23 protein-coding genes and 1 pseudogene are annotated in these 21,468 nt (G+C 39.2%); 17 read left to right on the forward strand and 7 right to left on the reverse strand.

Features of this window, described 5'->3' with window-relative positions; genetic code table 11:
* Positions 1 to 217: 217 nt before the first annotated feature.
* Positions 218 to 1,219: a protein-methionine-sulfoxide reductase catalytic subunit MsrP gene (msrP, locus tag AC33VI_RS03575; RefSeq protein WP_491780897.1), complete on the reverse strand. Its 1,002-nt coding sequence runs from the start codon at positions 1,217 to 1,219 to the stop codon at positions 218 to 220.
* A gap of 113 nt (positions 1,220 to 1,332) precedes the next feature.
* On the reverse strand, positions 1,333 to 1,872 hold the full coding sequence (locus tag AC33VI_RS03580) for a DUF2854 domain-containing protein (RefSeq protein ID WP_491780898.1): 540 nt from the start codon (positions 1,870 to 1,872) through the stop codon (positions 1,333 to 1,335).
* Between the two features lie 72 nt (positions 1,873 to 1,944).
* On the opposite strand from AC33VI_RS03580, the gene AC33VI_RS03585 reads away from it, so the two are divergent.
* Together AC33VI_RS03585 and AC33VI_RS03590 are read left to right on the forward strand one after the other, a co-directional pair.
* Positions 1,945 to 2,124: a hypothetical protein gene (locus AC33VI_RS03585; protein WP_491780899.1), complete on the forward strand. Its 180-nt coding sequence runs from the start codon at positions 1,945 to 1,947 to the stop codon at positions 2,122 to 2,124.
* Positions 2,125 to 2,190: 66 nt separating this feature from the next.
* A complete protein-coding gene (locus AC33VI_RS03590) occupies positions 2,191 to 2,502 on the forward strand; it encodes a hypothetical protein (RefSeq protein WP_491780900.1) in 312 nt (103 codons plus the stop codon).
* Positions 2,503 to 2,609: 107 nt separating this feature from the next.
* Here the strand turns inward: AC33VI_RS03590 and AC33VI_RS03595 are convergent, their stop codons facing one another.
* On the reverse strand, positions 2,610 to 2,732 hold the full coding sequence (locus tag AC33VI_RS03595) for a hypothetical protein (protein WP_491780901.1): 123 nt from the start codon (positions 2,730 to 2,732) through the stop codon (positions 2,610 to 2,612).
* A gap of 98 nt (positions 2,733 to 2,830) precedes the next feature.
* On the opposite strand from AC33VI_RS03595, the gene psbB reads away from it, so the two are divergent.
* The 9 genes from psbB to AC33VI_RS03640 all read left to right on the forward strand — a co-directional run bounded on the left by psbB (position 2,831) and on the right by AC33VI_RS03640 (position 11,080).
* On the forward strand, positions 2,831 to 4,363 hold the full coding sequence (gene psbB / locus AC33VI_RS03600) for a photosystem II chlorophyll-binding protein CP47 (RefSeq protein ID WP_491780902.1): 1,533 nt from the start codon (positions 2,831 to 2,833) through the stop codon (positions 4,361 to 4,363).
* A gap of 125 nt (positions 4,364 to 4,488) precedes the next feature.
* The gene (locus AC33VI_RS03605; protein ID WP_491780903.1) at positions 4,489 to 4,584 is read left to right on the forward strand and encodes a photosystem II reaction center protein T; all 96 of its coding nucleotides are present in this window, start codon (positions 4,489 to 4,491) and stop codon (positions 4,582 to 4,584) included.
* A 226-nt stretch (positions 4,585 to 4,810) separates the two neighbouring features.
* Positions 4,811 to 5,296, forward strand: coding sequence for a transcriptional regulator NrdR (nrdR, locus tag AC33VI_RS03610; protein ID WP_491780904.1), 486 nt, complete (start codon positions 4,811 to 4,813; stop codon positions 5,294 to 5,296).
* Positions 5,297 to 5,632: 336 nt separating this feature from the next.
* A complete protein-coding gene (locus AC33VI_RS03615; RefSeq protein ID WP_491780905.1) occupies positions 5,633 to 6,682 on the forward strand; it encodes a 30S ribosomal protein S1 in 1,050 nt (349 codons plus the stop codon).
* A gap of 92 nt (positions 6,683 to 6,774) precedes the next feature.
* Positions 6,775 to 7,512 carry an HAD family hydrolase gene (locus tag AC33VI_RS03620; RefSeq protein ID WP_491780906.1) on the forward strand — a complete coding sequence of 246 codons (738 nt, stop codon included), beginning with the start codon at positions 6,775 to 6,777 and terminating at the stop codon, positions 7,510 to 7,512.
* A 117-nt stretch (positions 7,513 to 7,629) separates the two neighbouring features.
* Positions 7,630 to 8,883: a methionine adenosyltransferase gene (metK, locus tag AC33VI_RS03625; RefSeq protein ID WP_491780907.1), complete on the forward strand. Its 1,254-nt coding sequence runs from the start codon at positions 7,630 to 7,632 to the stop codon at positions 8,881 to 8,883.
* Between the two features lie 145 nt (positions 8,884 to 9,028).
* Positions 9,029 to 9,415, forward strand: a complete 387-nt coding sequence (locus tag AC33VI_RS03630; RefSeq protein ID WP_491780908.1) for an NINE protein — start codon at positions 9,029 to 9,031, stop codon at positions 9,413 to 9,415.
* Between the two features lie 3 nt (positions 9,416 to 9,418).
* The gene (locus AC33VI_RS03635; RefSeq protein ID WP_491780909.1) at positions 9,419 to 9,829 is read left to right on the forward strand and encodes a C6orf136 family protein; all 411 of its coding nucleotides are present in this window, start codon (positions 9,419 to 9,421) and stop codon (positions 9,827 to 9,829) included.
* A 51-nt stretch (positions 9,830 to 9,880) separates the two neighbouring features.
* Entirely contained in the window at positions 9,881 to 11,080 is a 1,200-nt protein-coding gene (locus tag AC33VI_RS03640) for a TRC40/GET3/ArsA family transport-energizing ATPase (RefSeq protein ID WP_491780910.1), read from the forward strand.
* A gap of 211 nt (positions 11,081 to 11,291) precedes the next feature.
* Here the strand turns inward: AC33VI_RS03640 and AC33VI_RS03645 are convergent, their stop codons facing one another.
* Complete coding sequence (locus AC33VI_RS03645; RefSeq protein ID WP_491780911.1) at positions 11,292 to 11,696, reverse strand: hypothetical protein; 405 nt, start codon at positions 11,694 to 11,696, stop codon at positions 11,292 to 11,294.
* Positions 11,697 to 11,785: 89 nt separating this feature from the next.
* Here AC33VI_RS03645 and AC33VI_RS03650 point away from each other — a divergent pair, with 89 nt between their 5' ends.
* Positions 11,786 to 11,917, forward strand: coding sequence for a hypothetical protein (locus AC33VI_RS03650; protein ID WP_491780912.1), 132 nt, complete (start codon positions 11,786 to 11,788; stop codon positions 11,915 to 11,917).
* 154 nt (positions 11,918 to 12,071) lie between these two features.
* Here the strand turns inward: AC33VI_RS03650 and AC33VI_RS03655 are convergent, their stop codons facing one another.
* Positions 12,072 to 13,865 carry a fatty acyl-AMP ligase gene (locus tag AC33VI_RS03655; RefSeq protein ID WP_491780913.1) on the reverse strand — a complete coding sequence of 598 codons (1,794 nt, stop codon included), beginning with the start codon at positions 13,863 to 13,865 and terminating at the stop codon, positions 12,072 to 12,074.
* A gap of 75 nt (positions 13,866 to 13,940) precedes the next feature.
* Here AC33VI_RS03655 and AC33VI_RS03660 point away from each other — a divergent pair, with 75 nt between their 5' ends.
* The 3 genes from AC33VI_RS03660 to lpdA all read left to right on the forward strand — a co-directional run bounded on the left by AC33VI_RS03660 (position 13,941) and on the right by lpdA (position 18,022).
* Complete coding sequence (locus tag AC33VI_RS03660) at positions 13,941 to 15,035, forward strand: inositol-3-phosphate synthase (RefSeq protein WP_491780914.1); 1,095 nt, start codon at positions 13,941 to 13,943, stop codon at positions 15,033 to 15,035.
* A gap of 295 nt (positions 15,036 to 15,330) precedes the next feature.
* Positions 15,331 to 16,470, forward strand: a complete 1,140-nt coding sequence (locus tag AC33VI_RS03665; RefSeq protein ID WP_491780915.1) for a WecB/TagA/CpsF family glycosyltransferase — start codon at positions 15,331 to 15,333, stop codon at positions 16,468 to 16,470.
* A gap of 118 nt (positions 16,471 to 16,588) precedes the next feature.
* Complete coding sequence (gene lpdA / locus AC33VI_RS03670; protein ID WP_491780916.1) at positions 16,589 to 18,022, forward strand: dihydrolipoyl dehydrogenase; 1,434 nt, start codon at positions 16,589 to 16,591, stop codon at positions 18,020 to 18,022.
* Between the two features lie 444 nt (positions 18,023 to 18,466).
* Here the strand turns inward: lpdA and AC33VI_RS03675 are convergent, their stop codons facing one another.
* The gene (locus AC33VI_RS03675) at positions 18,467 to 18,967 is read right to left on the reverse strand and encodes a CYTH domain-containing protein (protein WP_491780917.1); all 501 of its coding nucleotides are present in this window, start codon (positions 18,965 to 18,967) and stop codon (positions 18,467 to 18,469) included.
* Positions 18,968 to 19,038: 71 nt separating this feature from the next.
* On the opposite strand from AC33VI_RS03675, the gene AC33VI_RS03680 reads away from it, so the two are divergent.
* Positions 19,039 to 19,377, forward strand: coding sequence for a P-II family nitrogen regulator (locus AC33VI_RS03680; RefSeq protein ID WP_491780918.1), 339 nt, complete (start codon positions 19,039 to 19,041; stop codon positions 19,375 to 19,377).
* Positions 19,378 to 19,422: 45 nt separating this feature from the next.
* Entirely contained in the window at positions 19,423 to 20,064 is a 642-nt protein-coding gene (locus tag AC33VI_RS03685; protein WP_491780919.1) for a DUF4291 domain-containing protein, read from the forward strand.
* Between the two features lie 447 nt (positions 20,065 to 20,511).
* Here AC33VI_RS03685 and AC33VI_RS03690 read toward each other — a convergent pair.
* Positions 20,512 to 21,468: pseudogene (locus tag AC33VI_RS03690) on the reverse strand (DUF6208 family protein).

The raw sequence follows: 21,468 nt of genomic DNA on the forward strand, positions 1-21,468 counted from the left end.
AAGTTTTCCTAATACTCTGAACTGAAACGTTAGAGATAGCAAAAAACGCCTCCTCTCCCACTGCATCTTTAGAACATTTTAGGAGAAGAAACTCAATAAGACTTCGATCAGTTTAGCAAGTTTCGGCAGTTTAAATGGGAAATGTTACATTTATCAAAAGCTTTCAATTTTAAGTTTGTAAGTTTAAAAGTAAAATTTTATCTTGCACTAAAAATTCTTAAGTATAGAGACTTGCTACATATTCCCCATAACCGTTGTAGGGTAGAGTCTCCTTAATTTCCCAAGATAAACCAGGACCAGTGCTGATAAATTTCTCTGTTGCTTGGGACCATCGAGGATGAGGGACTTGAGGATTAACATTAGCCTCAAACTTATATTCATTAGGATCGATAGTATTCCAATAGGTAGCTGGTTGCTCTGCCACAAACTCCACTTTAACAATCGACTTAGCCCCCTTAAAGCCATATTTCCAAGGAGTCACCATTCGTAAAGGCGCACCATGTTGTTTGGGCAAATCGTGACCGTAAATACCTACTGCAAAAAATGCTAAGTCGTTGGCCATTTCTTCAATTCTCAATCCTTCCGTGTAAGGCCAAGGCAGCGAGCCAAGATGAAAACCAGGGCCTTTGGTAATTTCTGGATCGTAAAAAGAAGTAAAACGAACATATTTTGCCTTGGCAGTTGGTTCGACATCTTCTAACAAAGCCCGCATGGGAAAACCTATCCAAGGCAACACCATCGACCAAGCTTCTACACAACGAAAGCGATAGATTCTTTCTTCCAAAGGAAATTTTTGCTTGAGGTCGTCAAGATCGTAGGTACGAGGATTTTTAACCAAACCAGCGACTTCTACCTTCCAATTTTCTGTAGGTAGATTTTGTGCGTCTAGCCAAATCCTTTTAGTACCGCCAAATTCATAGAAATTGTTATATTGGGCTGCTACCTTTTCTTCGGCTATGGGACGACCAGCCTTAGCAAAATTGGGATTGGTTTGAAATGATTCAATCTTAGGTAGATTAATACTTTTTTCTAAAGCTGTTTCTGATGCTGACTTGCCCAACTTGGCTGTAGATTGACAACCTGTTAGGGGTAAAAGACTCGCGCCAATACCCGCACCAACCAAAGATTTAATAAAATTACGACGACTGTAATAAAGTCTGGGAGGTGTAATTTGATTTTCTGATATTTCCCAAGCCTGGGGAATGCGAATTAAAGACATATTTTTTAAAGGATGAGGGATGAAGAAAAGTAGTAAGTAGTGGGTAGTAGGTAGGAGCTAATGTTTATTCTCCCAGTCCCCCAGTCATTTCATAAAAGTCAGTTATACTCTATCTAGCTTTTAATTAAAGCTACGTCGATTTTGGATTCTCCTCGATCGACAATTTCGGCTTTGATGTTAGGGCCAAAATATTTTTCGATTTTTTCTCTTCTTTCTTGCCATGCTTCCAGATCGAAAAAAGGAGAATAAAATTCCATCAGCAGGGTGTAAGCACCATCTCGGTTATGTTCTTGAATGCCTACTAACACTGGTCTTTCTTCGTCTGTAGGACTCAAGCCAAACTTTTCTAAAGATTCATCGAGATGGGCTTCTTGTCCATAACGATAGCGAGTTACGTCTTTACGTAATTGTTCTTGAGTTGGGGTTGCTTGCGAGCGCAATTCTTTAATTTCGGGAGTCGTTTCTTGGGTGTAGGGTACTGGTTTAAGTTCCGAAGCCTTCAAAGCTAGCCCCCCCAGAAGTAAGGGAATGCCATAAAAAAAACCAGCCAAATTGAGAGTATTCATTCCCACAGCATAGGCATAAAAACCAACGGCGGTTAATATTCCCCCCACAGTCAGACCTACTGCTGCCAATGGTATTTTACGCAACATAATAAAAAATTGTTTAAATTTGTCAATATTGTCTATTCTAAAGCTATTGGATACTTAGTTTTCAAGAAAATTATGGATAAAGCAGAAATTGCTACCAAAATCGGACAAATGGCAGCCCAAAGAGATTCTTTGGTAGAACTTTTAGAAAGACCCAATTTAGGAACTTTAAGAATAGACGTAGACCAAGCTTTAGAAGAACTAGACGAATTGATTGAAGAATTCAACGAAACTTTTCCCGATGAAAAAGTATAATCCAGTTTGTTAATTTGATTCTTATGAATCTTGACGCAATCTTCGATTTAGGTAACTGCTGAAAAAGTGAAATATTTTTTTCTAAGTGATGGCTGGACTTACGGTAGAGTTTGGGAATTTGGCGGTTTATGGGATCGTCTGAGTTGGGGGCGAGAACCCGAAATTAAACGTCTCAATTGTGGCACTATTCAACAAGGGGAGACTCTCTGGCTCTATGCAGTCGAAGATGCCGTGTTGATGATTGAAGTTCAGCCCCAAGGGGCGACTCCAACCGAATCTAATATCGGACAGGTGGTTCTCAAACGTCTGATTGATGCCGAACGGGCGATCGAAATCTTGAGCCAATCAGAATCAATATTCAATCATTACCAATCTTAATCTGAAAAAAACTATTAATTTGAGACAGAGATAACTTCATATAACTTTACATTTGTCGATAACAGTCGATAATTCTTGCAATAGGTTCTAACAATAGTTACACTTCTTTAAATAAATAGTATTTTCAAGCCTTGCTTGGAATAGCCCAATTTATAACCGATGGCGATCGGGCTAGTCCCAGTCACCATAAAGGTTGAGGCATAAATACAGATTACAAAAATAATAGTCAATATTAATTCCACTAATTAACAGCGACTTATTAACTAAATCGAACCTAAGCGCGATCGCGCTCTGTAAAATTATTTAATCAACAGGAGGAGTGTAGTCTATGGGACTACCTTGGTATCGAGTTCATACAGTCGTCCTGAACGATCCGGGAAGACTTATCTCAGTTCACTTAATGCATACTGCTTTAGTAGCAGGTTGGGCGGGTTCTATGGCTCTATTCGAGCTTGCCACCTTCGATCCTAGCGATGCAGTTTTAAACCCCATGTGGCGACAAGGTATGTTCGTTTTACCTTTCATGGCACGTTTGGGTGTAGATACATCCTGGGGTGGCTGGAGTGTTACAGGCGAAACTGGTGCAAGTGCTGGTTTTTGGTCTTTTGAAGGTGTAGCGATCGCTCACATTGTCTTATCTGGTCTATTGTTCTTGGCAGCAGTATGGCACTGGGTATATTGGGATCTAGAATTATTCGTCGATCCCCGTACTGGACAAACAGCATTGGATTTACCCAAAATGTTTGGTATCCACTTGTTTTTGTCTGGTCTACTTTGCTTCGGATTTGGCGCATTTCACCTTACTGGTGTTTGGGGGCCTGGAATGTGGGTTTCCGATGCCTATGGCGTAACGGGTCACGTTCAACCAGTCGCTCCAGAATGGGGACCAGGAGGATTCAATCCCTTTAATCCTGGTGGTGTTGTAGCTCACCACATTGCGGCTGGTGTAGTTGGTATTATTGCTGGTTTATTCCACCTTAGCGTTCGTCCTCCCGAAAGGCTTTATAAAGCTTTACGGATGGGTAACATTGAAACAGTACTTTCCAGCAGTATTGCTGCGGTATTTTTCGCTGCTTTTGTGGTGACTGGTACTATGTGGTACGGAAATGCCACCACTCCTATCGAGTTATTTGGTCCTACTCGTTATCAATGGGATCAAGGGTACTTTAACCAAGAAATTCAGCGTCGTGTTGAAACCGCAATGGACGATGGCATGACTCGTTCTGAAGCTTGGTCTACAATCCCTGAAAAATTAGCTTTCTACGACTATGTAGGTAACAGCCCTGCAAAAGGCGGTTTGTTCCGTACTGGGGCAATGGATAGTGGTGATGGTATTGCTCAAGAATGGTTGGGACACGCAGTATTTACCGATGCTGAAGGTCGCGAACTAACCGTTCGTCGTATGCCTAATTTCTTCGAGACTTTCCCTGTTGTTTTGGTTGACGAAGACGGTGTAGTCAGAGCGGATATTCCTTTCCGTCGTGCAGAATCTAAACTTAGTGTAGAGCAAAGTGGTGTTAGCGTTTCCTTCTACGGTGGTGCTTTAGATGGTCAAACTTTCACCGATGCGCCTACCGTTAAGAAATATGCTCGTAAAGCTCAACTTGGTGAAGCTTTTGCTTTTGATACGGAAACTCTAGGCTCTGATGGTGTATTCCGCACGAGCCCTCGGGGATGGTTTACCTTCGGTCATGCTTGTTTTGCTTTACTATTCTTCTTTGGTCATATTTGGCATGGTTCTCGTACCTTGTACCGAGATGTATTTGCTGGTGTTGACCCCGAACTAGAAGAAGAACAAGTAGAATGGGGCTTCTATCAAAAAGTGGGTGACAAATCTACTCGCGCTAAGCAAGAAGCTTAGAATTAGCTTTTAGCCCAAAATATTGTCAAGGGATAGTTTTCTATCTCCTTGACAAATAACCAAAAACAAAACCTTAGGGGTTTTGTTGGTAAAATAAAAGTAAAGTATACTTTAGGATTTTAAATATGGAAGCTGTTGCATATATTTTAGTTTTGGCTATGGCTCTTGCAGTTCTCTTTTTTGCGATCGCCTTTCGCGAGCCACCCCGTATCGAAAAGTAATTCAAGTTGAATCTTGATTGAATTTAACCAGTTGCTTGGGCAATATATCTTTGTTTTTTGAAACTGGCTAAATGTTAAGCATTTTTAAGATTTACTCAATTCTGGGTCATTTTTTATTATTGTCTGTTATCCAACGGATTATGATGTAAAAAACGGCTCAGATTTGTCGTTTGTGCGAATAAAATCGCTAAACTTTAAATATAATAAAAAACTAATTTTTAGATCTATGCACTGTCCTAATTGCCAGCATACGGAAAGCAGGGTTTTAGAATCTCGTTCTACAGAAAGCGGACAAAGTATTCGTCGTCGGCGAGAATGTTTGAGTTGCAAGCAGCGTTTTACTACTTACGAGCGTATCGAACTAGTTCCCATCACAGTTATCAAAAGGGATAATCGTCGAGAATCTTTTGATCGCAGCAAACTAATTGTAGGGGTTTTAAGAGCTTGTGAAAAAACTACTGTTTCTCATCAGAAAGTAGAAGCGATTGTAGATAATATAGAAGCAAGATTGCAGCAAAACTCAGGTAGAGAGTTTAGCAGCAGTGAGATAGGAGAATTAGTCCTACAAAATTTGCGTTATGAAAATGAAGTTGCTTATATACGTTTCGCTTCAGTATATCGCAAATTCCAAGGTATCAAAGACTTTATCGAAACTTTAAACGATCTGCAACAAGAAAATTCTCAAAGTCCAGAATTGACTACAATTAGTTAATAAAAAGCGATCGCTTGGCTAAAATGGCAACAATTTTTACTAGAATTCAACTGTAAAATAAAAGTTGATGAAATTTTTAGCAAAAAAAATAAAAAAAAGTTACAGCCACTCCAATAAAAAGTTACAATGCTATAATGCCATCTTGCCGACAAGCAAGTGTATTTCAGTGACAAGTATGTTTGATTAGGATTTGTTAGATCTAAAACTGCATCTTTGTAGGCTGAAAAGCTAAGTGAATGTAGGTGTAGGCTACACATAAGATAGGGTGAGTGTACATCAAGCAGGAGGCTCATCAATCAACAAAATAAGGAAATAAAACAAGGACATCTAACCCATATGGTCAATCAGCAAGCAAATAGTACTAAAGATATTGGTTTCACCCACGAAGATTTCGCTGCTCTTCTCGATAAATACGATTACCACTTCAGTCCTGGAGATATAGTAGCTGGAACAGTTTTTAGTATGGAACCTAGAGGAGCTCTGATTGACATTGGTGCAAAAACGGCGGCTTATATACCCATCCAAGAAATGTCAATTAATAGAGTTGACAACCCTACAGAAGTTTTACAAGCAGATGAAACTAGAGAATTCTTTATTCTCACTGATGAAAACGAAGACGGTCAACTGACTCTCTCTATCCGACGCATTGAATATATGCGTGCTTGGGAGCGCGTCAGACAGCTACAACAAGAAGACGCTACAGTACGCTCCAATGTCTTTGCTACCAATAGGGGTGGTGCTTTGGTTAGAATTGAAGGATTGAGAGGCTTTATCCCTGGTTCTCATATTAGTGCTAGAGAAGCTAAAGAGGATTTGGTGGGAGAAGATCTGCCCTTAAAATTCTTAGAAGTGGACGAAGAACGCAACAGACTAGTTCTCAGCCACCGTCGTGCTTTGGTAGAGCGTAAGATGAACGGTCTAGAAGTAGGTCAAGTCGTCAAAGGATCTGTACGCGGTATCAAGCCTTATGGTGCATTTATCGATATCGGTGGAGTCAGCGGTTTGCTTCACATCTCCGAAATTTCTCACGATCACATTGACACTCCTCACAGCGTCTTTGGGGTTAATGACGAACTTAAAGTCATGATTATCGACCTAGATGCGGAAAGAGGTCGTATTTCTCTATCCACCAAGCAGTTAGAGCCAGAACCAGGGGATATGCTCAAAAATAGAGAAATTGTCTTCGAGAAAGCCGAAGAAATGGCTGAAAAATATCGTCAGAAACTTCTAGCCGAAGCTGAAGGTATCACTATAGAAGAAGAAATTCCCTCCGCAGCCGAAGAACCTGTAGTTGAAGAATTAGTAGAAGAAACAGAGGCAGTAGAAGAAACAGTTAGTGAAGAAGATTCTGAAGGAGAAATGGTTGGAGTAGCCTCTGAAGAATAGAAACCTTATATTTGTTACCAACTCTGTTATTTAATTTATGGGAAGGGGGGATTTTATCCTCTCTTTTTTTTGATTATTTTGAGGAAATCATTGTGAGCGAGACAATTCTTTGCCAGGGTTTAGAGTTTCAAAATATAACTGCCATTATCTTTGATAAAGATGGAACTTTAGAAGATTCATTACCATTTTGGCGAGAGGTGGCAATTCAAAGAACCCGCACCATTGATGCCAAGATACCAGGGGTAGGAGAACCTTTATTGATGGCGTTTGGCATTCAAGATAATGCGATCGATCCTGCGGGATTGATGGCGGTGGGCAGTCGTCAAGAAAACGAACTTGCCGCTGCTGTTTATATTGCCGAGACTGGAAGAAGTTGGCACGAAGCAAAGCAAATAGCCAAAGAAGCTTTTCTAGAAGTTTCAGAGTCAAAATATCTGCAAAAAACCCCAGAATCTGCCCCACTCTTTCCTGATGTTTTAGAAACATTGCAATCTTTACATAGTTCGGGCTTAAAATTAGGAATCCTCTCTGCCGATTCTACCCCAGAGGTTGAAAGATTTATGACCAATCATCGATTACAAAAATATTTTCAATTGAGTATGGGAGTCGATGACAGGCTTTTTAAACCCGATCCCAGATTATATCTTCAAGCTTGTCAGACTCTCAAAGTTATTCCAGAACAAACATTAATGGTCGGAGATTCTAGAGGAGATATGGAAATGGCAACTAAAGCAGGAGCAAAATGTATAGGTATCAAACGTAATTCTACTATTACTTCTCTGGGGGGAGATTTAGATATTTCTAGCTTATCTGAAATTGAAATTTTGTAATCCTTAATGCAAACCTGTATTATTAGCTTATGCTTGGATACTTAAGTGAAAATTTGCCATCACTACATTATTATTGATTGTTTAATGTCTTAATGTCTCTTAGAGGACTATATAAAATTGTCTCGTAATTACTTATTTACTTCCGAATCCGTCACAGAAGGTCATCCCGATAAAATTTGCGATCAAATTTCCGATACTATTTTGGATGCCTTATTAGCTCAAGATCCCTTAAGTCGCGTCGCCGCAGAAGTAGTTGTTAATACTGGTCTCGTATTAATTACTGGAGAAATTACCACTAAAGCTGAGGTCAATTATGTCGATTTAGTTAGAAAGAAAATCGCTGAAATTGGCTATACTAATGCCGAAAATGGTTTTTCTGCCGATAGTTGCTCGGTACTTGTTGCTTTAGACGAACAGTCTCCAGATATTGCTCAGGGGGTTACTTCTGCCCAAGAACAAAGAGAAAACCTCAGCGATAGCGAACTAGATAAAATTGGTGCTGGCGACCAAGGAATTATGTTTGGCTTTGCTTGCAACGAGACTCCCGAATTGATGCCTATGCCTATCAGCTTGGCACATCGTATGTCTCGCCTTTTAGCAAAAGTACGCAAATCAGAAAAGCTAGACTATCTCCGTCCTGACGGTAAGACTCAAGTTTCGGTTAAATATGAAGATGGCGTGCCTGTTGGTATCGATACCATTTTGATTTCTACCCAGCATACTGAAACTATTGGCGGTTTGGCTGAAAATAGTGCGGTTCAAAAGAAAATTAAAGAAGATCTTTGGTCTGCGGTAGTGCAACCTATTTTTGCTGATTTGGCAATCAAACCAGATGATAATACTCGTTTTTTGGTCAATCCTACAGGTAAATTTGTCATTGGCGGACCTCAAGGAGATTCTGGCTTGACTGGTCGTAAAATTATTGTCGATACTTATGGTGGTTATTCCCGTCATGGTGGCGGTGCTTTTTCTGGTAAAGACCCCACGAAAGTTGATCGCAGTGCTTCTTATGCTTGTCGTTATGTAGCCAACAATATTGTGGCAGCAGGTTTGGCAGATAAATGCGAAGTCCAAGTAAGTTATGCTATTGGTGTAGCTAGACCTACAAGTATTTTCATTGAGACTTTTGGTACGGCGAAGGTTTCTGAAGACCAACTGTTGAAATTGGTTGAAGAGTATTTTGAATTGCGTCCTGCGGGAATTATTCAAACACTTGACTTGAGAAATCTGCCCCAGTCTAGAGGTGGTCGCTTTTATCAAGATGTTGCTGCCTACGGTCATTTTGGACGTAGCGATCTAGATTTACCTTGGGAAAAAACCGATAAAGCAGATTTACTTAAAGAGTTTTTGCTATCTAGCAGTGCGACTTAAACTAGTCATTAGTAATGTCGAGCAGTCTTAAAATTTAATGACTCAATCTAGAGGAGTTTGTGCTGTCAAACTCCTTTATTTGTCTCCATATGATGAAAATAGGCTAAGGTAAATTGAATCAATCGGATTGAGCCAGATTATCTTTATGTTAGCTTTAGATAAACTATTCAAACATCACAAAAAACGTCGAGTTGCCCTAGTTTTAGCTTTATTAGGTACGATCGCTCCAGTGGCAGGACTGCACAAAATTTATTTAGGGCAGCCTATTTGGGGCATTATTTATTTAGTACTTTGGTCTACTCCTATTCCGCGCATCGCTGCCGCCATCGATGCGGTCTGGTATCTAGTCCAAGATTCAGAACAGTTCGATCTGCAATTTAACGGTAATAATAGCGATCGCGCCAAAAATACTCCCCAGGCTAAAGCGATCGCCGATGCCATGCGAGAATTAGACAAACTGCGGGAAGATGGTTTAGTAACGGAATATGAATTTGAAGAAAAACGCCGTCAACTACTAGACTATATTGCTTAAAAGATGAAAGAATTACAAGCAGATTTACTAGAAATAATCAAAGCAGACTATCAAAGATTCCCCGAAAATCAGACTTTTGAAATTTATGCTGATGATGTTTATTTTAAAGATCCTTTGAACGAATTTCGCGGAGTTAAAAAGTATCGCCAGATGATTGGTTTTCTCAGCCGCTTTTTTCAAGATATCGAATTACAAGTCCACAACATAGAAAGAGAAGGCACGGAAATTAAATCAGAATGGACGCTTAACATGACCTCTCCTCTACCTTGGAAACCCCGCATTTCTATTCCTGGCTGGAGTGAATTACAAGTCAACCAAGATAATTTAATTAGTTCTCACATCGACTATTGGCAGGTTTCTCCTGGGAATGTTTTAGGTCAGAATTTCTTTTCTTCTCAAAAAGCGTCACAATAATAAAAGAATTTAAGTAATGTAAATATATTTAATATAGGGTCTAAATTTTTTATGCGTGTAATTTTAATGACTGGTAAGGGTGGTGTCGGTAAAACTTCCGTCGCTGCTGCCACTGGTTTGCGCTGTGCAGAATTAGGTTATAAAACTTTGGTACTCAGTACCGATCCAGCCCACTCTCTAGCGGATAGTTTTGAAATGGAATTGGGACACGATCCAGTTCAAGTCCGTCCCAATCTTTGGGGTGCAGAATTGGATGCTTTGCGAGAATTAGAAGGCAACTGGGGTTCGGTTAAACGTTACATTACCCAAGTATTGCAAGCTAGAGGCTTAGATGGGGTACAAGCTGAAGAACTGGCAATTTTACCAGGAATGGACGAAATCTTCGGTTTGGTCAGAATGAAACGCCACTACGATGAAGGGGACTATGAGATTTTGATTATCGACTCCGCACCTACAGGTACGGCTTTAAGGTTACTCAGTCTTCCTGAAGTGGGTGGCTGGTATATGAGACGCTTCTATAAACCACTTCAAGGAATGTCCGCTGCTTTACGTCCCTTAGTAGAACCTTTATTTAGACCCATTGCTGGTTTTTCCTTACCAGATAACGAAGTGATGGATGCTCCTTATGAGTTTTACGAGCAAATTGAGGCTTTGGAAAAAGTTTTGACTGATAATACCAAAACTTCTGTACGATTGGTCATGAATCCCGAAAAAATGGTGATCAAAGAATCTTTACGCGCTCACGCATACTTAAGTTTATACAATGTGGCGACAGATCTAGTTATCGCCAACCGCGTAATTCCTCAAGAAGTTATCGATCCTTTCTTCCAAAGTTGGAAAGCCAATCAAGATATTTATAAAAAAGAAATCTATGACAATTTCCATCCTTTACCTGTTAAAGAATCTCCCCTCTTTCCTACTGAAATGTGTGGTATGGAAGCTTTAGACAAGCTCAAAGAGATTTTATATAAAGACGAAGATCCAACTCAGGTTTACTATAAAGAAAGCACGATTAAAGTAATTCAAGAGCAGGGTAATTACAGCCTTCATTTATATTTACCAGGAATTCCTAAAGAGCAGATTCAGTTAAATAAAACTGGTGACGAACTAAACGTTAGAATTGGCAATCATCGTCGCAATCTGGTTTTACCCCAAGCTTTGGCAGCACTGCAACCATCGGGGGCAAAAATGGAGGATGATTATTTGAAAATTAATTTCAAAGATATGGCTGGTGCTGTTGGGCGCAAGTAATAATTCGTAAGGGCGAAAAAACGTTCGCCCTTACGCGAATAATGAGTAATCAAAAAGCTGCCCGACAACGGGAAACAAATGACCAATTTGGTTGTCATTTGAAATTGAGCTTCTAGCGATCGTACTTTGCTTATACCATTTCTCTATCTAAATTATTGTTCAAATTTTTAGCTGTACCTCTAAAGATTAATTGATTGCGATCGCATTCCATTCAAATATTTTCTAGTTCACAACGTAATTTATAGGTTATTCGAGTAAAAGAGTGTAATGAGTTTGAATCGATATTGTTGATAAATCTTTTCCCAATTCTGCGATCTAAAAACATCAAACCATTAATCAGTTCGTCTTGAGATTCTTTTATTTCCTGAATACTCATATTGACGTAGCTAATAACTGCTTCGCCAAAATTCATCGTATCCGTACGAAATGAAAAATTATTACTATAAAAAGAAGGAATCATAACAGAAACAATTGTCTGGCGATCGCAAGTAATCCAACCCTTACCCAAATCGAAGTTTTTGGTTTTTCTATATTTTGTAAGATGTACTTTCAATGTGTTTTGAAAACAAGGTGCTAATAAAGATTCAAACTTTTTCTTGGCTTTACTCCATTGCATAAAACATCAGCTTTAATCAACAATTAAATAATTATTTTTTAATAAAAATAAGGAACGTTAGTAGTAGAAAAATCGTTTTATGATTACTTATGAACACCACATATCAGCCTGGAGATATTATCAGCAATCGATATTGCATAGTTAGTATCTTGGGAGAAGGAGGAACTGCTGTTACTTATGAAGCAGTTAATTTAGTCAATAATAGTTACGCCTACGGCTAGAGTAGAGTGGGCATTGCCCACCCTACTAGTGCTAGTGCGACACAGCTAAAATAGTGAATTAGTAATTTTTCTTAATTCCCCCAGGATTGGGGATTAGAAGACTTAGATAAATTTGATTTATCCACATTTTTAAAAGAGTTGCACTACTACACAACTAATCGCTGAAAAATTGCCCTGCCAAATCGGTAATATCAGTTTCAGGAATCTCTGACTGTTGCCATTGTGCTACTGTGTTTAACTCCCCATCTAAAAACATACTTTGACAGGCGCGACGTTGAATTTTGCCGCTAGAAGTTTTAGGAATGCTGCCAGTCTTCAGCAAAGCTACGGCAAAGACATTAGCGAGGTTTTGTTCTCCTACAGCTAGGCGAATTGCACCGATGACTTCTTCCGCATTGAGTTTTCGCAAGTCTGTACGATTAATTTCGTGGGCGATGACTAATTGTTCTTCTCCTCCTACTTCCACGCTAAAAGCCGCACCGTGATTGGGACGTAAAGCGGGGTGACAAGTTTCGACAGTTTCTTCAATATGTTGGGGATAGTGATTGCGCCCCCAAAGGATCATCATGTCTTTGATGCGCCCCGTGATATACAATTCGCCATCTTTAATAAAACCTAAATCTCCAGTGCGGAGATAAGTTTTACTGGGGTTATCTGCTAAGGTTGCTTGAAAGGTAGAGTCGGTTTGTTCTTTTTTTTGCCAATAGCCCATACCAATGCCTTTACCTTGCGTCCAAATTTCCCCTACCTTATCTTCAGGACATTCTAATTTAGTTTCTGGATCGACAATAATTACTTCATCCCCCAACCAAGTACGACCGCAACTTACCGCAGTTTTAGCATTAGGATCGTCTGGAGAGACGGTAACTATCTTATCTTCAGTTAAAGCTTTTTTATCTAGGTGAAGAATAGTAGGATATTTTTTTGATTCAATACCAGTGATAAATAAAGTAGCTTCAGCCATTCCATAACAGGGATAAAAGGCTTCTTTGTTGAATCCGCAGGGTTCATATAGTTCGGCAAATTTAGCCAAGGTTTCTGCCCTTACTGGCTCTGCACCGCTAAAAGCTACCTCCCAACTACTTAGATCCAAGCTAGCCCGTTGTTCCTCACTGACTTTTTGACATAATAAGTCATAAGCGAAATTAGGTCCTCCACTAGTAGTTATTTTGTATTTGGAGATAGCTTGCAACCACATTAAAGGCTTTTGGGCTAAAGCAATAGGAGACATTAATACTGCGGGCAATCCTGTGTATAAAGGCTGCATTACGCCCCCAATCAACCCCATGTCATGAAACATGGGCAGCCACATCAAAATTCTGGTGTTATCGTGATGTCCGAAAGATTGATAAATAACTTCCGAGTTGTGCATAATATTGCCATGGGTTACCATGACTCCTTTAGGTTGCCCCGTCGAACCAGAAGTATATTGCAAATAGGCTAAAGTATCTCGATTAATGTCTGGTTGTTGCCATTTTTCTGCCAAACTAACATTCACCCTATCCGTGGCTATCCAGGGGAGGGCTTTAAGCTTCAACACCATTCCAGGATTAACGGTTAATTGTCCCTTAACTCGGTTAACAAATTCTTCCGTAGTTAGGGCGATCGCAGCTTGACAATCAACAATCCGATCTTGATATTGAGTTAAAGACTTGATATGTTGGCGCGGATAGTCGGTAACGGCAATAACTCCAGCGTACAAACAACCCAAAAAACTGGCAATAAATTCTAAACCTGCAGTGTAGGGATAGACCAACAAAGCGCGATCGCCTGGCTTCACCTTCATCAATAATTCTACCGCGATCGCTTTGGCTTGACGATCTAATTCTTCATAGGATATGCTACCTGCTTCGTTTTCCCCATCGGCTAAAAAAGTATAAGCTGTTTGCTTGGATTGTTTTCTCGATCTATCTTGTAGAACGTTTATTATGGTGGAATTATTTACCATTCGTTTACCATTCTTTAAACAATGACTGTAAGATTTCCCTATAATGTAGTCCAATAATGGAGGTAAGGTTAAATCGTGGGGAGTATAAAAATTGCAATAGTGGGAGTAGGTAACTGTGCTAGTTCCCTAGTCCAAGGAATTGAATATTATAAAGGCAAACAGGCATCCGACGCCATTGGTTTGATGCACTGGGATATTGGAGGCTATAAACCCTACGATCTAGAAGTAGTTGCAGCCTTTGATGTCGATGCCCGCAAAGTAGGAAAAGATGTGGCTGAAGCTATTTTTGCCCCGCCCAACTGCACTACTGTTTTTGCAGAAAACGTCCCTAATACTGGGGTTAAAGTACAAATGGGCGCAATTCTCGATGGAGTTGCCCAACATATGAACGGCGTTGATGAGAAATATACTTTTGTCGTCAGCGATGCCCAAGAACAATCTAAAGAGCAAATTGTTGCCAGTCTCCAACAATCAGGTGCGGAAGTTTTAATTAACTATCTCCCTGTAGGCTCTCAAGAAGCGGTAGAATTTTACGCAGAATGCGCTCTCGATGCGGGAGTGGGTTTTGTTAATTGTATTCCCGTATTTATCGCCAGTCAGACTCTGTGGGCGGATAAATTCAAACATCACAATATTCCTATTGTTGGAGATGATATTAAGTCCCAGTTTGGGGCTACCATCAGCCATCGAACTTTAGTCGATCTGTGTAAGAAACGGGGGGTAAAAGTAGAACGAACTTACCAGCTAAACACGGGAGGAAATACCGATTTCCGCAATATGCTCGATCGCACTCGTTTGGATTCTAAAAAAGAATCTAAAACCGAAGCAGTACAAGGAGTAATTGCCAAGCGTTTGGAATATGAAGATATTCATGTAGGACCTAGCGATTATGTACCGTGGCAGAAAGATAATAAAGTAGCTTTTATTCGCATTGAAGGAAAGTTGTTCGGCGATGTGCCGATGAATTTGGAGATGAGACTTTCTGTAGAAGATTCTCCCAACTCGGCGGGGGTAGTTATTGATGCGATTCGTTGTTGTAAGTTGGGCTTAGATAGAGGAGTTGGCGGGGTTTTAACTGCACCTTCGGCTTACTTTATGAAACATCCTCCCCAACAATTTACCGATGATGAAGCTTATCAAATGACTGAAGCTTTTATTATTGGCGATTAATCTGACTATCTTCGATCGCAAGTAATTGAGGGTATATGTTAGCTACAAATATATTTTAGTGATTTTAATCAGTTGCTAATTTTATTTAAAAAGTTAGACTTTGTAGTAATTAATAAGTCTAACTTATTTTTTTGTCTAAAATATTGAATTTAAGCACAAATAATAAGTCTAAAACTTATATTTTTCTGCGGTTTGATTAGCTCAAATAGATTGCTTATTAGAGAAGAATACAGAATAACTATTGCTCTAACTATTTGGGTTGAAAGCTAATTTTTTGTCTAAGAGTACTAAACAGATGGATATAGTTGATTTTTTAAATGTCTCGATTCATAACACTACTACTCCAGAATTATTAAAGGAGTTAACCAATAATGGTGGTGTTGTGGTCACTCCTAATGTCGATCATCTAGTCAAAATACAAAGCGATCGCGAATTTTTACAGGCTTATTATACTTCCGACTATCGAGTCTGTGACAGCAAAATCTTACAATATATTTCTTTTTTATTAGGTAATCCGATCAAAGAAAAAATTTCGGGAGCAGATTTATTCCCTGCTTTTTATGAATACAATAAAGATAACGAAGATATTAAAATATTCCTTTTAGGAGCAAAAGAAGGAGTAGCCGAAAAAGCTAAATATATTATTAATCAAAAGGTAGGTAGAGAAATGGTGATTGCCGCCCATTCACCAACCTTTGGTTTTGAAAAAGATGAAGGAGAATGTCAAGCCATTATCGAGAGGATTAATCGCTCCGAGGCTACAGTCTTGGCTGTGGGAGTAGGCGCGCCCAAACAAGAAAAATGGATTGCTAAATATCGTTCTCAACTACCTAAAATTAAGGTGTTTTTGGCAATTGGAGCAAGCATTGATTTTGAGGCAGGAAACGTCAAGCGATCGCCCAAAGTTTTGGGCAATTTGGGTTTTGAATGGTTGTATCGTCTCTCTTGCGAACCCAATCGATTATGGAAGCGTTATTTAGTCGATAGTTTGCCTTTATTTTGGTTAGTAGGGCAACAGAAAATGAATCGATATCAATTTTCACCCCTGTTACAAACTGAATATTTGCCATTAGGTGAAATACTACAACAAGCTGGTTTATTATCGGCACAAAACATCAGACAAGCTCTTAATATTCAAAAACAATATCAAGATTATCGTTTTGGAGAAATTTTAATTCAAGAGGGTTATTTAGCAACAGAAACTATCAATTTTTTCGTCCAAGATCTGCCAAAATTAGTTCGTGGAGAACGCAAACTACGTCTGGGAGATTATTTAGATCGGGCTGGTCTACTCCAAGCGGAACAAATTGCTGAAACTCTACAACAACAATCTGCCACTCATCGTAAATTTGGCGAAATTATTACTCAAAAAGGCTGGATTAAGCCTAAAACTCTTCAATGGTTTGTTAATCTACAAAATCCTCACAATCTATAATTATTCTAACTATTCTCACTGTCTTCTAGTTTCCTAGTCCCGTCTTCGCGGGATAATATCTCCCCGTCAAGCTTTACAATGGAGGATTGCAGCAACAAAAATTATAGAAGAAATAGCAATGAGCGATTTTGATTACGATTTAATTATTATTGGCGCGGGTGTTGGGGGGCATGGTGCGGCACTTCACGCTGTTAAAAGCGGTTTAAAAACTGCAATCGTCGAAGCGGGAGACATGGGCGGTACTTGCGTCAATCGAGGCTGTATTCCTTCTAAAGCTTTGCTAGCTGCTTCTGGTAAAGTCAGAGAAATGGGGGATAGTTCTCATTTACAGGATATGGGAATTCAGTTAGGCGGGGTTCAATTCGATCGCAGTGCGATCGCCGACCATGCTACTAATTTAGTTAATAAAATTCAAGGAGATTTAACCAATAGTCTCAAGCGTCTTAAAGTAGATATTCTTCGTGGTTGGGGCAAGCTCTCAGGTACGCAGAAAGTAGTTGTTGCGGGGGATGATGGAGAGAAAACCTACACTGCCAAAGAGATTATGCTTTGCCCTGGATCTGTACCTTTTGTCCCTAGAGGTATTGAGATAGATGGTAAGACTGTATTTACTAGTGACAATGCAGTGAAGTTAGAATCTCTTCCCGATTGGATTGCGATTATTGGTAGTGGCTACATTGGGTTAGAATTTTCCGATGTTTATACTGCTTTAGGTTGTGAAGTAACCATGATCGAGGCTTTGGATACTTTAATGCCAGGATTCGATCCCGACATTGCCAAAATTGCTAAAAAGGTATTGCTAGACAAACGAGATATCGAAACCTATAAGGGAGTCTTTGCAACCAAGATTACTCCTGGCGCGCCAGTACAAATCGAACTTACCGATGCGAAAACTAAAGAAGTGGTAGAAGTATTAGAAGTTGATGCTTGTTTGGTGGCTACAGGACGCATTCCCGCTACTAAAAATATTGGTTTGGAAACTTTAGCCATTGAAATTGACAAACGTGGCTTTATTCCCGTCAACGATAAAATGCAAGTGTTAAGAGATGGCAAACCAGTACCCCATCTTTGGGCGGTAGGGGATGCTACGGGTAAAATGATGCTAGCCCATGCTGCTTCGGGACAAGGAATTGTAGCAGTAGAAAATATGTGCGGACAAGATAAGGAAGTAGATTATCGTTGTATTCCTGCTGCTGCTTTCACCCATCCAGAAATTAGTTATGTTGGCTTGACTGAAGCCCAGGCTAAAGAAGAAGGGGAAAAAGAAGGCTGGAAAGTAGCTACGGTTAAATCCTTTTATAAAGGAAACTCTAAAGCTTTGGCGGAAGGAGAAACTGAGGGGATTGCTAAAATTATCTACCGTCAAGATACGGGAGAATTGTTAGGAGTGCATATCATTGGCATCCATGCCTCGGATTTGATTCAAGAAGCAGCAAACGCGATCGCCAAACGAGAATCAGTACAAAATCTTTCCTTTAACATTCACACTCACCCAACTCTTTCGGAGGTGCTTGACGAAGCTTACAAACGCGCTCAGGTAGCGGGAGTTTAAGACTTAAAGAATCCTCAAAAATATCCCCAACTCAACCATTAAGCTAGAAGTTGGGGATGACAAACAATTTTTATTTTTAATTAATAATTGCCGAGCAAATTAATACGTCTGCTACCTCAGACCGTTTTGATGAAGGATTGCGCCTTCCCTTGGTAACAACTAAGTGGAGGAAGCGATAAAAACTCCACAGCCTAATTTGATTTGCTCTTTACTGTCTGAAAATCTGGCGATCGCTCTCCTTCGATTTTCAATAAATGGGTCACAACGGTACAACCCCCATACAGCAAGATATTTTGTATTAGTACTTACTATTTTGTACTTACTAAGTAAATTTATTATGCTCGATTAAAATTAGATTGGGGGTTTTTTGTTATAAGTTGTATTGTTTCTTTGATTTTTTATAAAGATTGAAAAAACATTTATGATTTTTCTCTAAATAAATTATTATTCTCGATCGCGCCATTGACTGTAAGGATTTTTAATTAAATTAGAATTAAAATATTTGGAATCGTTTACTTCTCGATCGATCCAGTCGGGAATGGCGATCGATTGCTGTTCGCTTTCTAGTTCTACTTCAGCAATAATTAACCCTGCATTTTCCCCCAAAAACTCGTCTACTTCCCAAGTTAAATTGACATAATCTAGCTTGTATCTAGTTTTTTCAATTATTGGTTGCAGACACAAGGTATCTAACATTTGCCGAGCATCTTCTAAGGGAATGGGATATTCAAATTCAGAGCGAGTATATCCCGTGGCTTTACTTTTAATTGTCAAATATCCGCGATCGCCTATAATTCTAACTCTAACAGTAGTTTCATTTTTAGTAGGTAAATAACCCTGACAATATTTGACTCCTATTGTCCCCAATTGCCGACGTAGCTTGTCTTTATATAATTGCCACTCTGGCTTTTTAACTAAATATTTACGTTCAATTTCTATTGCCATAAATTCAAATAATCTTTAATACCCTAGAAATATTTTAAAATTATCTTTGAATATATAAATTATTAAAAAAAATGATTAAAATCGAAGCGATTATCCATCCCCACAAACTTGAAGATGTCAAATCCAGTCTCCTTTCTATTGGTGCGATCGGCATGACAATATCTGAAGTTAAAAGTTATGGACATCGTAAAAATTCAACAACTCGCTATCGAGGTGCCAAGTATCGCGTTGATTTTACTAACAAAATAAAAATTCAAATCGTTATCGAAGCAGAAAAGGCAGATTTAGCAGTCAAGCAAATTTCTCTTGCAGGACGTACTGGACAAATTGGCGATGGTAAAATTTTCGTTTCGGAAGTCGATCGCATTACTCGAATTAGAACCGATGAAACAGGCGTTAGTGCCATTTAGAAACTGTTCGTAAACAAAAGCTCAATATAGATTTTATCGATCGAAATGAAACTAAAAACGACACCCTATCTAGAACAAAAATTCCATTGGGTAAAAGAAGGTCGAGCGATCTTAGCTCAATATGACGATTCGACTATTGTAGTTTATCAAGCATATCGCCCATCTATCGGTAATTTTGCCACCGAAAAAGGTTATTTTGGAGGTGACTTTAAGTTATCCCGCATGACCTGGATTAAGCCTAATTTTCTGTGGATGATGTATCGTTCTGGATGGGGAACAAAACCAGGTCAAGAAGTAATTCTGGCAGTTCGTTTGAAGCGAGATGCTTTCGATCTGATTTTGAATCAAGCAGTTCATGCTAAATATATTCCAGAAATCTACGAAACTAAGGCAGAATGGCAAAAAGCCGTAGCAAGATCTAATGTACGCTTGCAATGGGACCCAGATCGCACTCCTAAAGGGGAGAGGTTGCAACGTAGAGCAATTCAATTAGGTTTGCGCGGGGATGCGATCGCTAAATATGCGAAAGAATGGATTGTAGAAATTGAAGATATTTCTGACTTTGTAGCTCGACAAAGAGGATATGTTATCGATGAGAATTATGCTGCATTAAAAACTCCAACAGAACATATTTATCCAGTAATAGATCCAGAAGCGATCGCCAATTTGAAATTAACCGAATATTAGTTGAATTGTGAGTTTAATAAGTAGTTGTGCAAAATTAATTGGATAGTTGAGATTGGGTTTAGGGGTTAGGGGTTAGGGGTTAGGAAAATATGGAATATACAAATAATTCTGCTTAGGTACTTACATTACGATTTTCAAGAACAACAACAATTAGCTGTTGCCGATAATACTTTAATCGATTTTATTGTTATTAAAGCTGAAGACGATACAGCAGTTTTCATCTAAGTCAGGTACAGAATAGATCGTTTTAAGGCGCAAAGGACATTCGTGTGTCCGCATGCAGGCAGGGGACAGCCCTAAAGGACTAGTTGCGGCTAACTAAACGCCTTACTTTCGGTCGAGGCAGAAGTTAGATGTACCTCAGTAAACTGAAAAACGCTGTATTAATCAAACTATCGAGCGATCGCAGCAAACGAGTACGCAAAAGAGTTGCACACGGCGTGTGATTTATGACTTTATAACCGACCAAACTTGTAGCGAACTATCTATCGATAGTAACTGAGATTTTACTTTAATATCGGTTGTAAAATATTCGGGTTTAGGTCGTACTCGCAATAAAAAATAACCTTTATTCTCTATGGCTGGTAATAAATATTCCGCTTGAGTAATGATGCACCAACTTAAGGGCAAACTAGAGCGATCGTAGAGAGTAAAATAAATATCGAATTGTTGTATTATTTCTGAACTAACTTCGATTTTTAAAGCTTGTTGAGATTCTAAATAATTTTAAGCAAAGTGAGTTGCGGGCGCGCCGACTGGTAGATATTCTCGACGCACGAAAGATTCTGGTAGATAGTTACGTAATTTGAGAATAGTAAAAATATAGTAATGCAGACTGGAATAAAACCAGTTTTTGGCATCGATTAGATTGTAATAATAGTCGTTAATATTCTGGGGAATATTATAAGTACCGACATAGGTTTCGCCATCAACTTTAATAGTGGGATAGTTAATAGTTTCGCTGCGATTATAATATCTAACCCCCAAAGAATATTTACCAGGGCTTAATTTTATAGTTTGCCAAGCCGAATCCGAATCTATTTTCTCCGATTCCAGACTGGTAATAGTTTTATAACCAGGAAAACTATAAATTACCGCAATCCAAGAGCGAGAAGACTGGTTGGCAGTAATAACATCAATTTCTATTGTTTCTTTAACGGAAAAAGGACCTAAAGTACCAATAGTAGCGTGGGTATTCCAACGAGGTCCTTTCGTCATTAAAACAGGCAAAACCAAAGGAGCTTTAATTGTTTTTTCCGATAAAACTCGCCATTGAGAAGCTTTCTTTTGATCGATCGCCAGATAAATTGTAAATAAATTGCCGATCGCCAATTTCATGACTTTGTAAAACACAAAAGATGCCAAAGCCAAGGGAATTTCCCACAACAAAGAAACTTTACTCAT

It is taken from the genome of Waterburya sp. (assembly GCF_058530065.1).

Excerpts from the sequence above, each read along its gene's own strand:
- msrP (WP_491780897.1), bottom strand. The coding sequence starts at position 1,219 with ATGTCTTTAATTCGCATTCCCCAGGCTTGGGAAATATCAGAAAATCAA.
- AC33VI_RS03580 (WP_491780898.1), bottom strand. The coding sequence starts at position 1,872 with ATGTTGCGTAAAATACCATTGGCAGCAGTAGGTCTGACTGTGGGGGGA.
- AC33VI_RS03585 (WP_491780899.1), top strand. The coding sequence starts at position 1,945 with ATGGATAAAGCAGAAATTGCTACCAAAATCGGACAAATGGCAGCCCAA.
- psbB (WP_491780902.1), top strand. The coding sequence starts at position 2,831 with ATGGGACTACCTTGGTATCGAGTTCATACAGTCGTCCTGAACGATCCG.
- AC33VI_RS03605 (WP_491780903.1), top strand. The coding sequence starts at position 4,489 with ATGGAAGCTGTTGCATATATTTTAGTTTTGGCTATGGCTCTTGCAGTT.
- nrdR (WP_491780904.1), top strand. The coding sequence starts at position 4,811 with ATGCACTGTCCTAATTGCCAGCATACGGAAAGCAGGGTTTTAGAATCT.
- AC33VI_RS03615 (WP_491780905.1), top strand. The coding sequence starts at position 5,633 with ATGGTCAATCAGCAAGCAAATAGTACTAAAGATATTGGTTTCACCCAC.
- AC33VI_RS03630 (WP_491780908.1), top strand. The coding sequence starts at position 9,029 with ATGTTAGCTTTAGATAAACTATTCAAACATCACAAAAAACGTCGAGTT.
- AC33VI_RS03635 (WP_491780909.1), top strand. The coding sequence starts at position 9,419 with ATGAAAGAATTACAAGCAGATTTACTAGAAATAATCAAAGCAGACTAT.
- AC33VI_RS03640 (WP_491780910.1), top strand. The coding sequence starts at position 9,881 with ATGCGTGTAATTTTAATGACTGGTAAGGGTGGTGTCGGTAAAACTTCC.
- AC33VI_RS03645 (WP_491780911.1), bottom strand. The coding sequence starts at position 11,696 with ATGCAATGGAGTAAAGCCAAGAAAAAGTTTGAATCTTTATTAGCACCT.
- AC33VI_RS03650 (WP_491780912.1), top strand. The coding sequence starts at position 11,786 with ATGAACACCACATATCAGCCTGGAGATATTATCAGCAATCGATATTGC.
- AC33VI_RS03655 (WP_491780913.1), bottom strand. The coding sequence starts at position 13,865 with ATGGTAAATAATTCCACCATAATAAACGTTCTACAAGATAGATCGAGA.
- AC33VI_RS03665 (WP_491780915.1), top strand. The coding sequence starts at position 15,331 with ATGGATATAGTTGATTTTTTAAATGTCTCGATTCATAACACTACTACT.
- lpdA (WP_491780916.1), top strand. The coding sequence starts at position 16,589 with ATGAGCGATTTTGATTACGATTTAATTATTATTGGCGCGGGTGTTGGG.
- AC33VI_RS03675 (WP_491780917.1), bottom strand. The coding sequence starts at position 18,967 with ATGGCAATAGAAATTGAACGTAAATATTTAGTTAAAAAGCCAGAGTGG.
- AC33VI_RS03680 (WP_491780918.1), top strand. The coding sequence starts at position 19,039 with ATGATTAAAATCGAAGCGATTATCCATCCCCACAAACTTGAAGATGTC.
- AC33VI_RS03685 (WP_491780919.1), top strand. The coding sequence starts at position 19,423 with ATGAAACTAAAAACGACACCCTATCTAGAACAAAAATTCCATTGGGTA.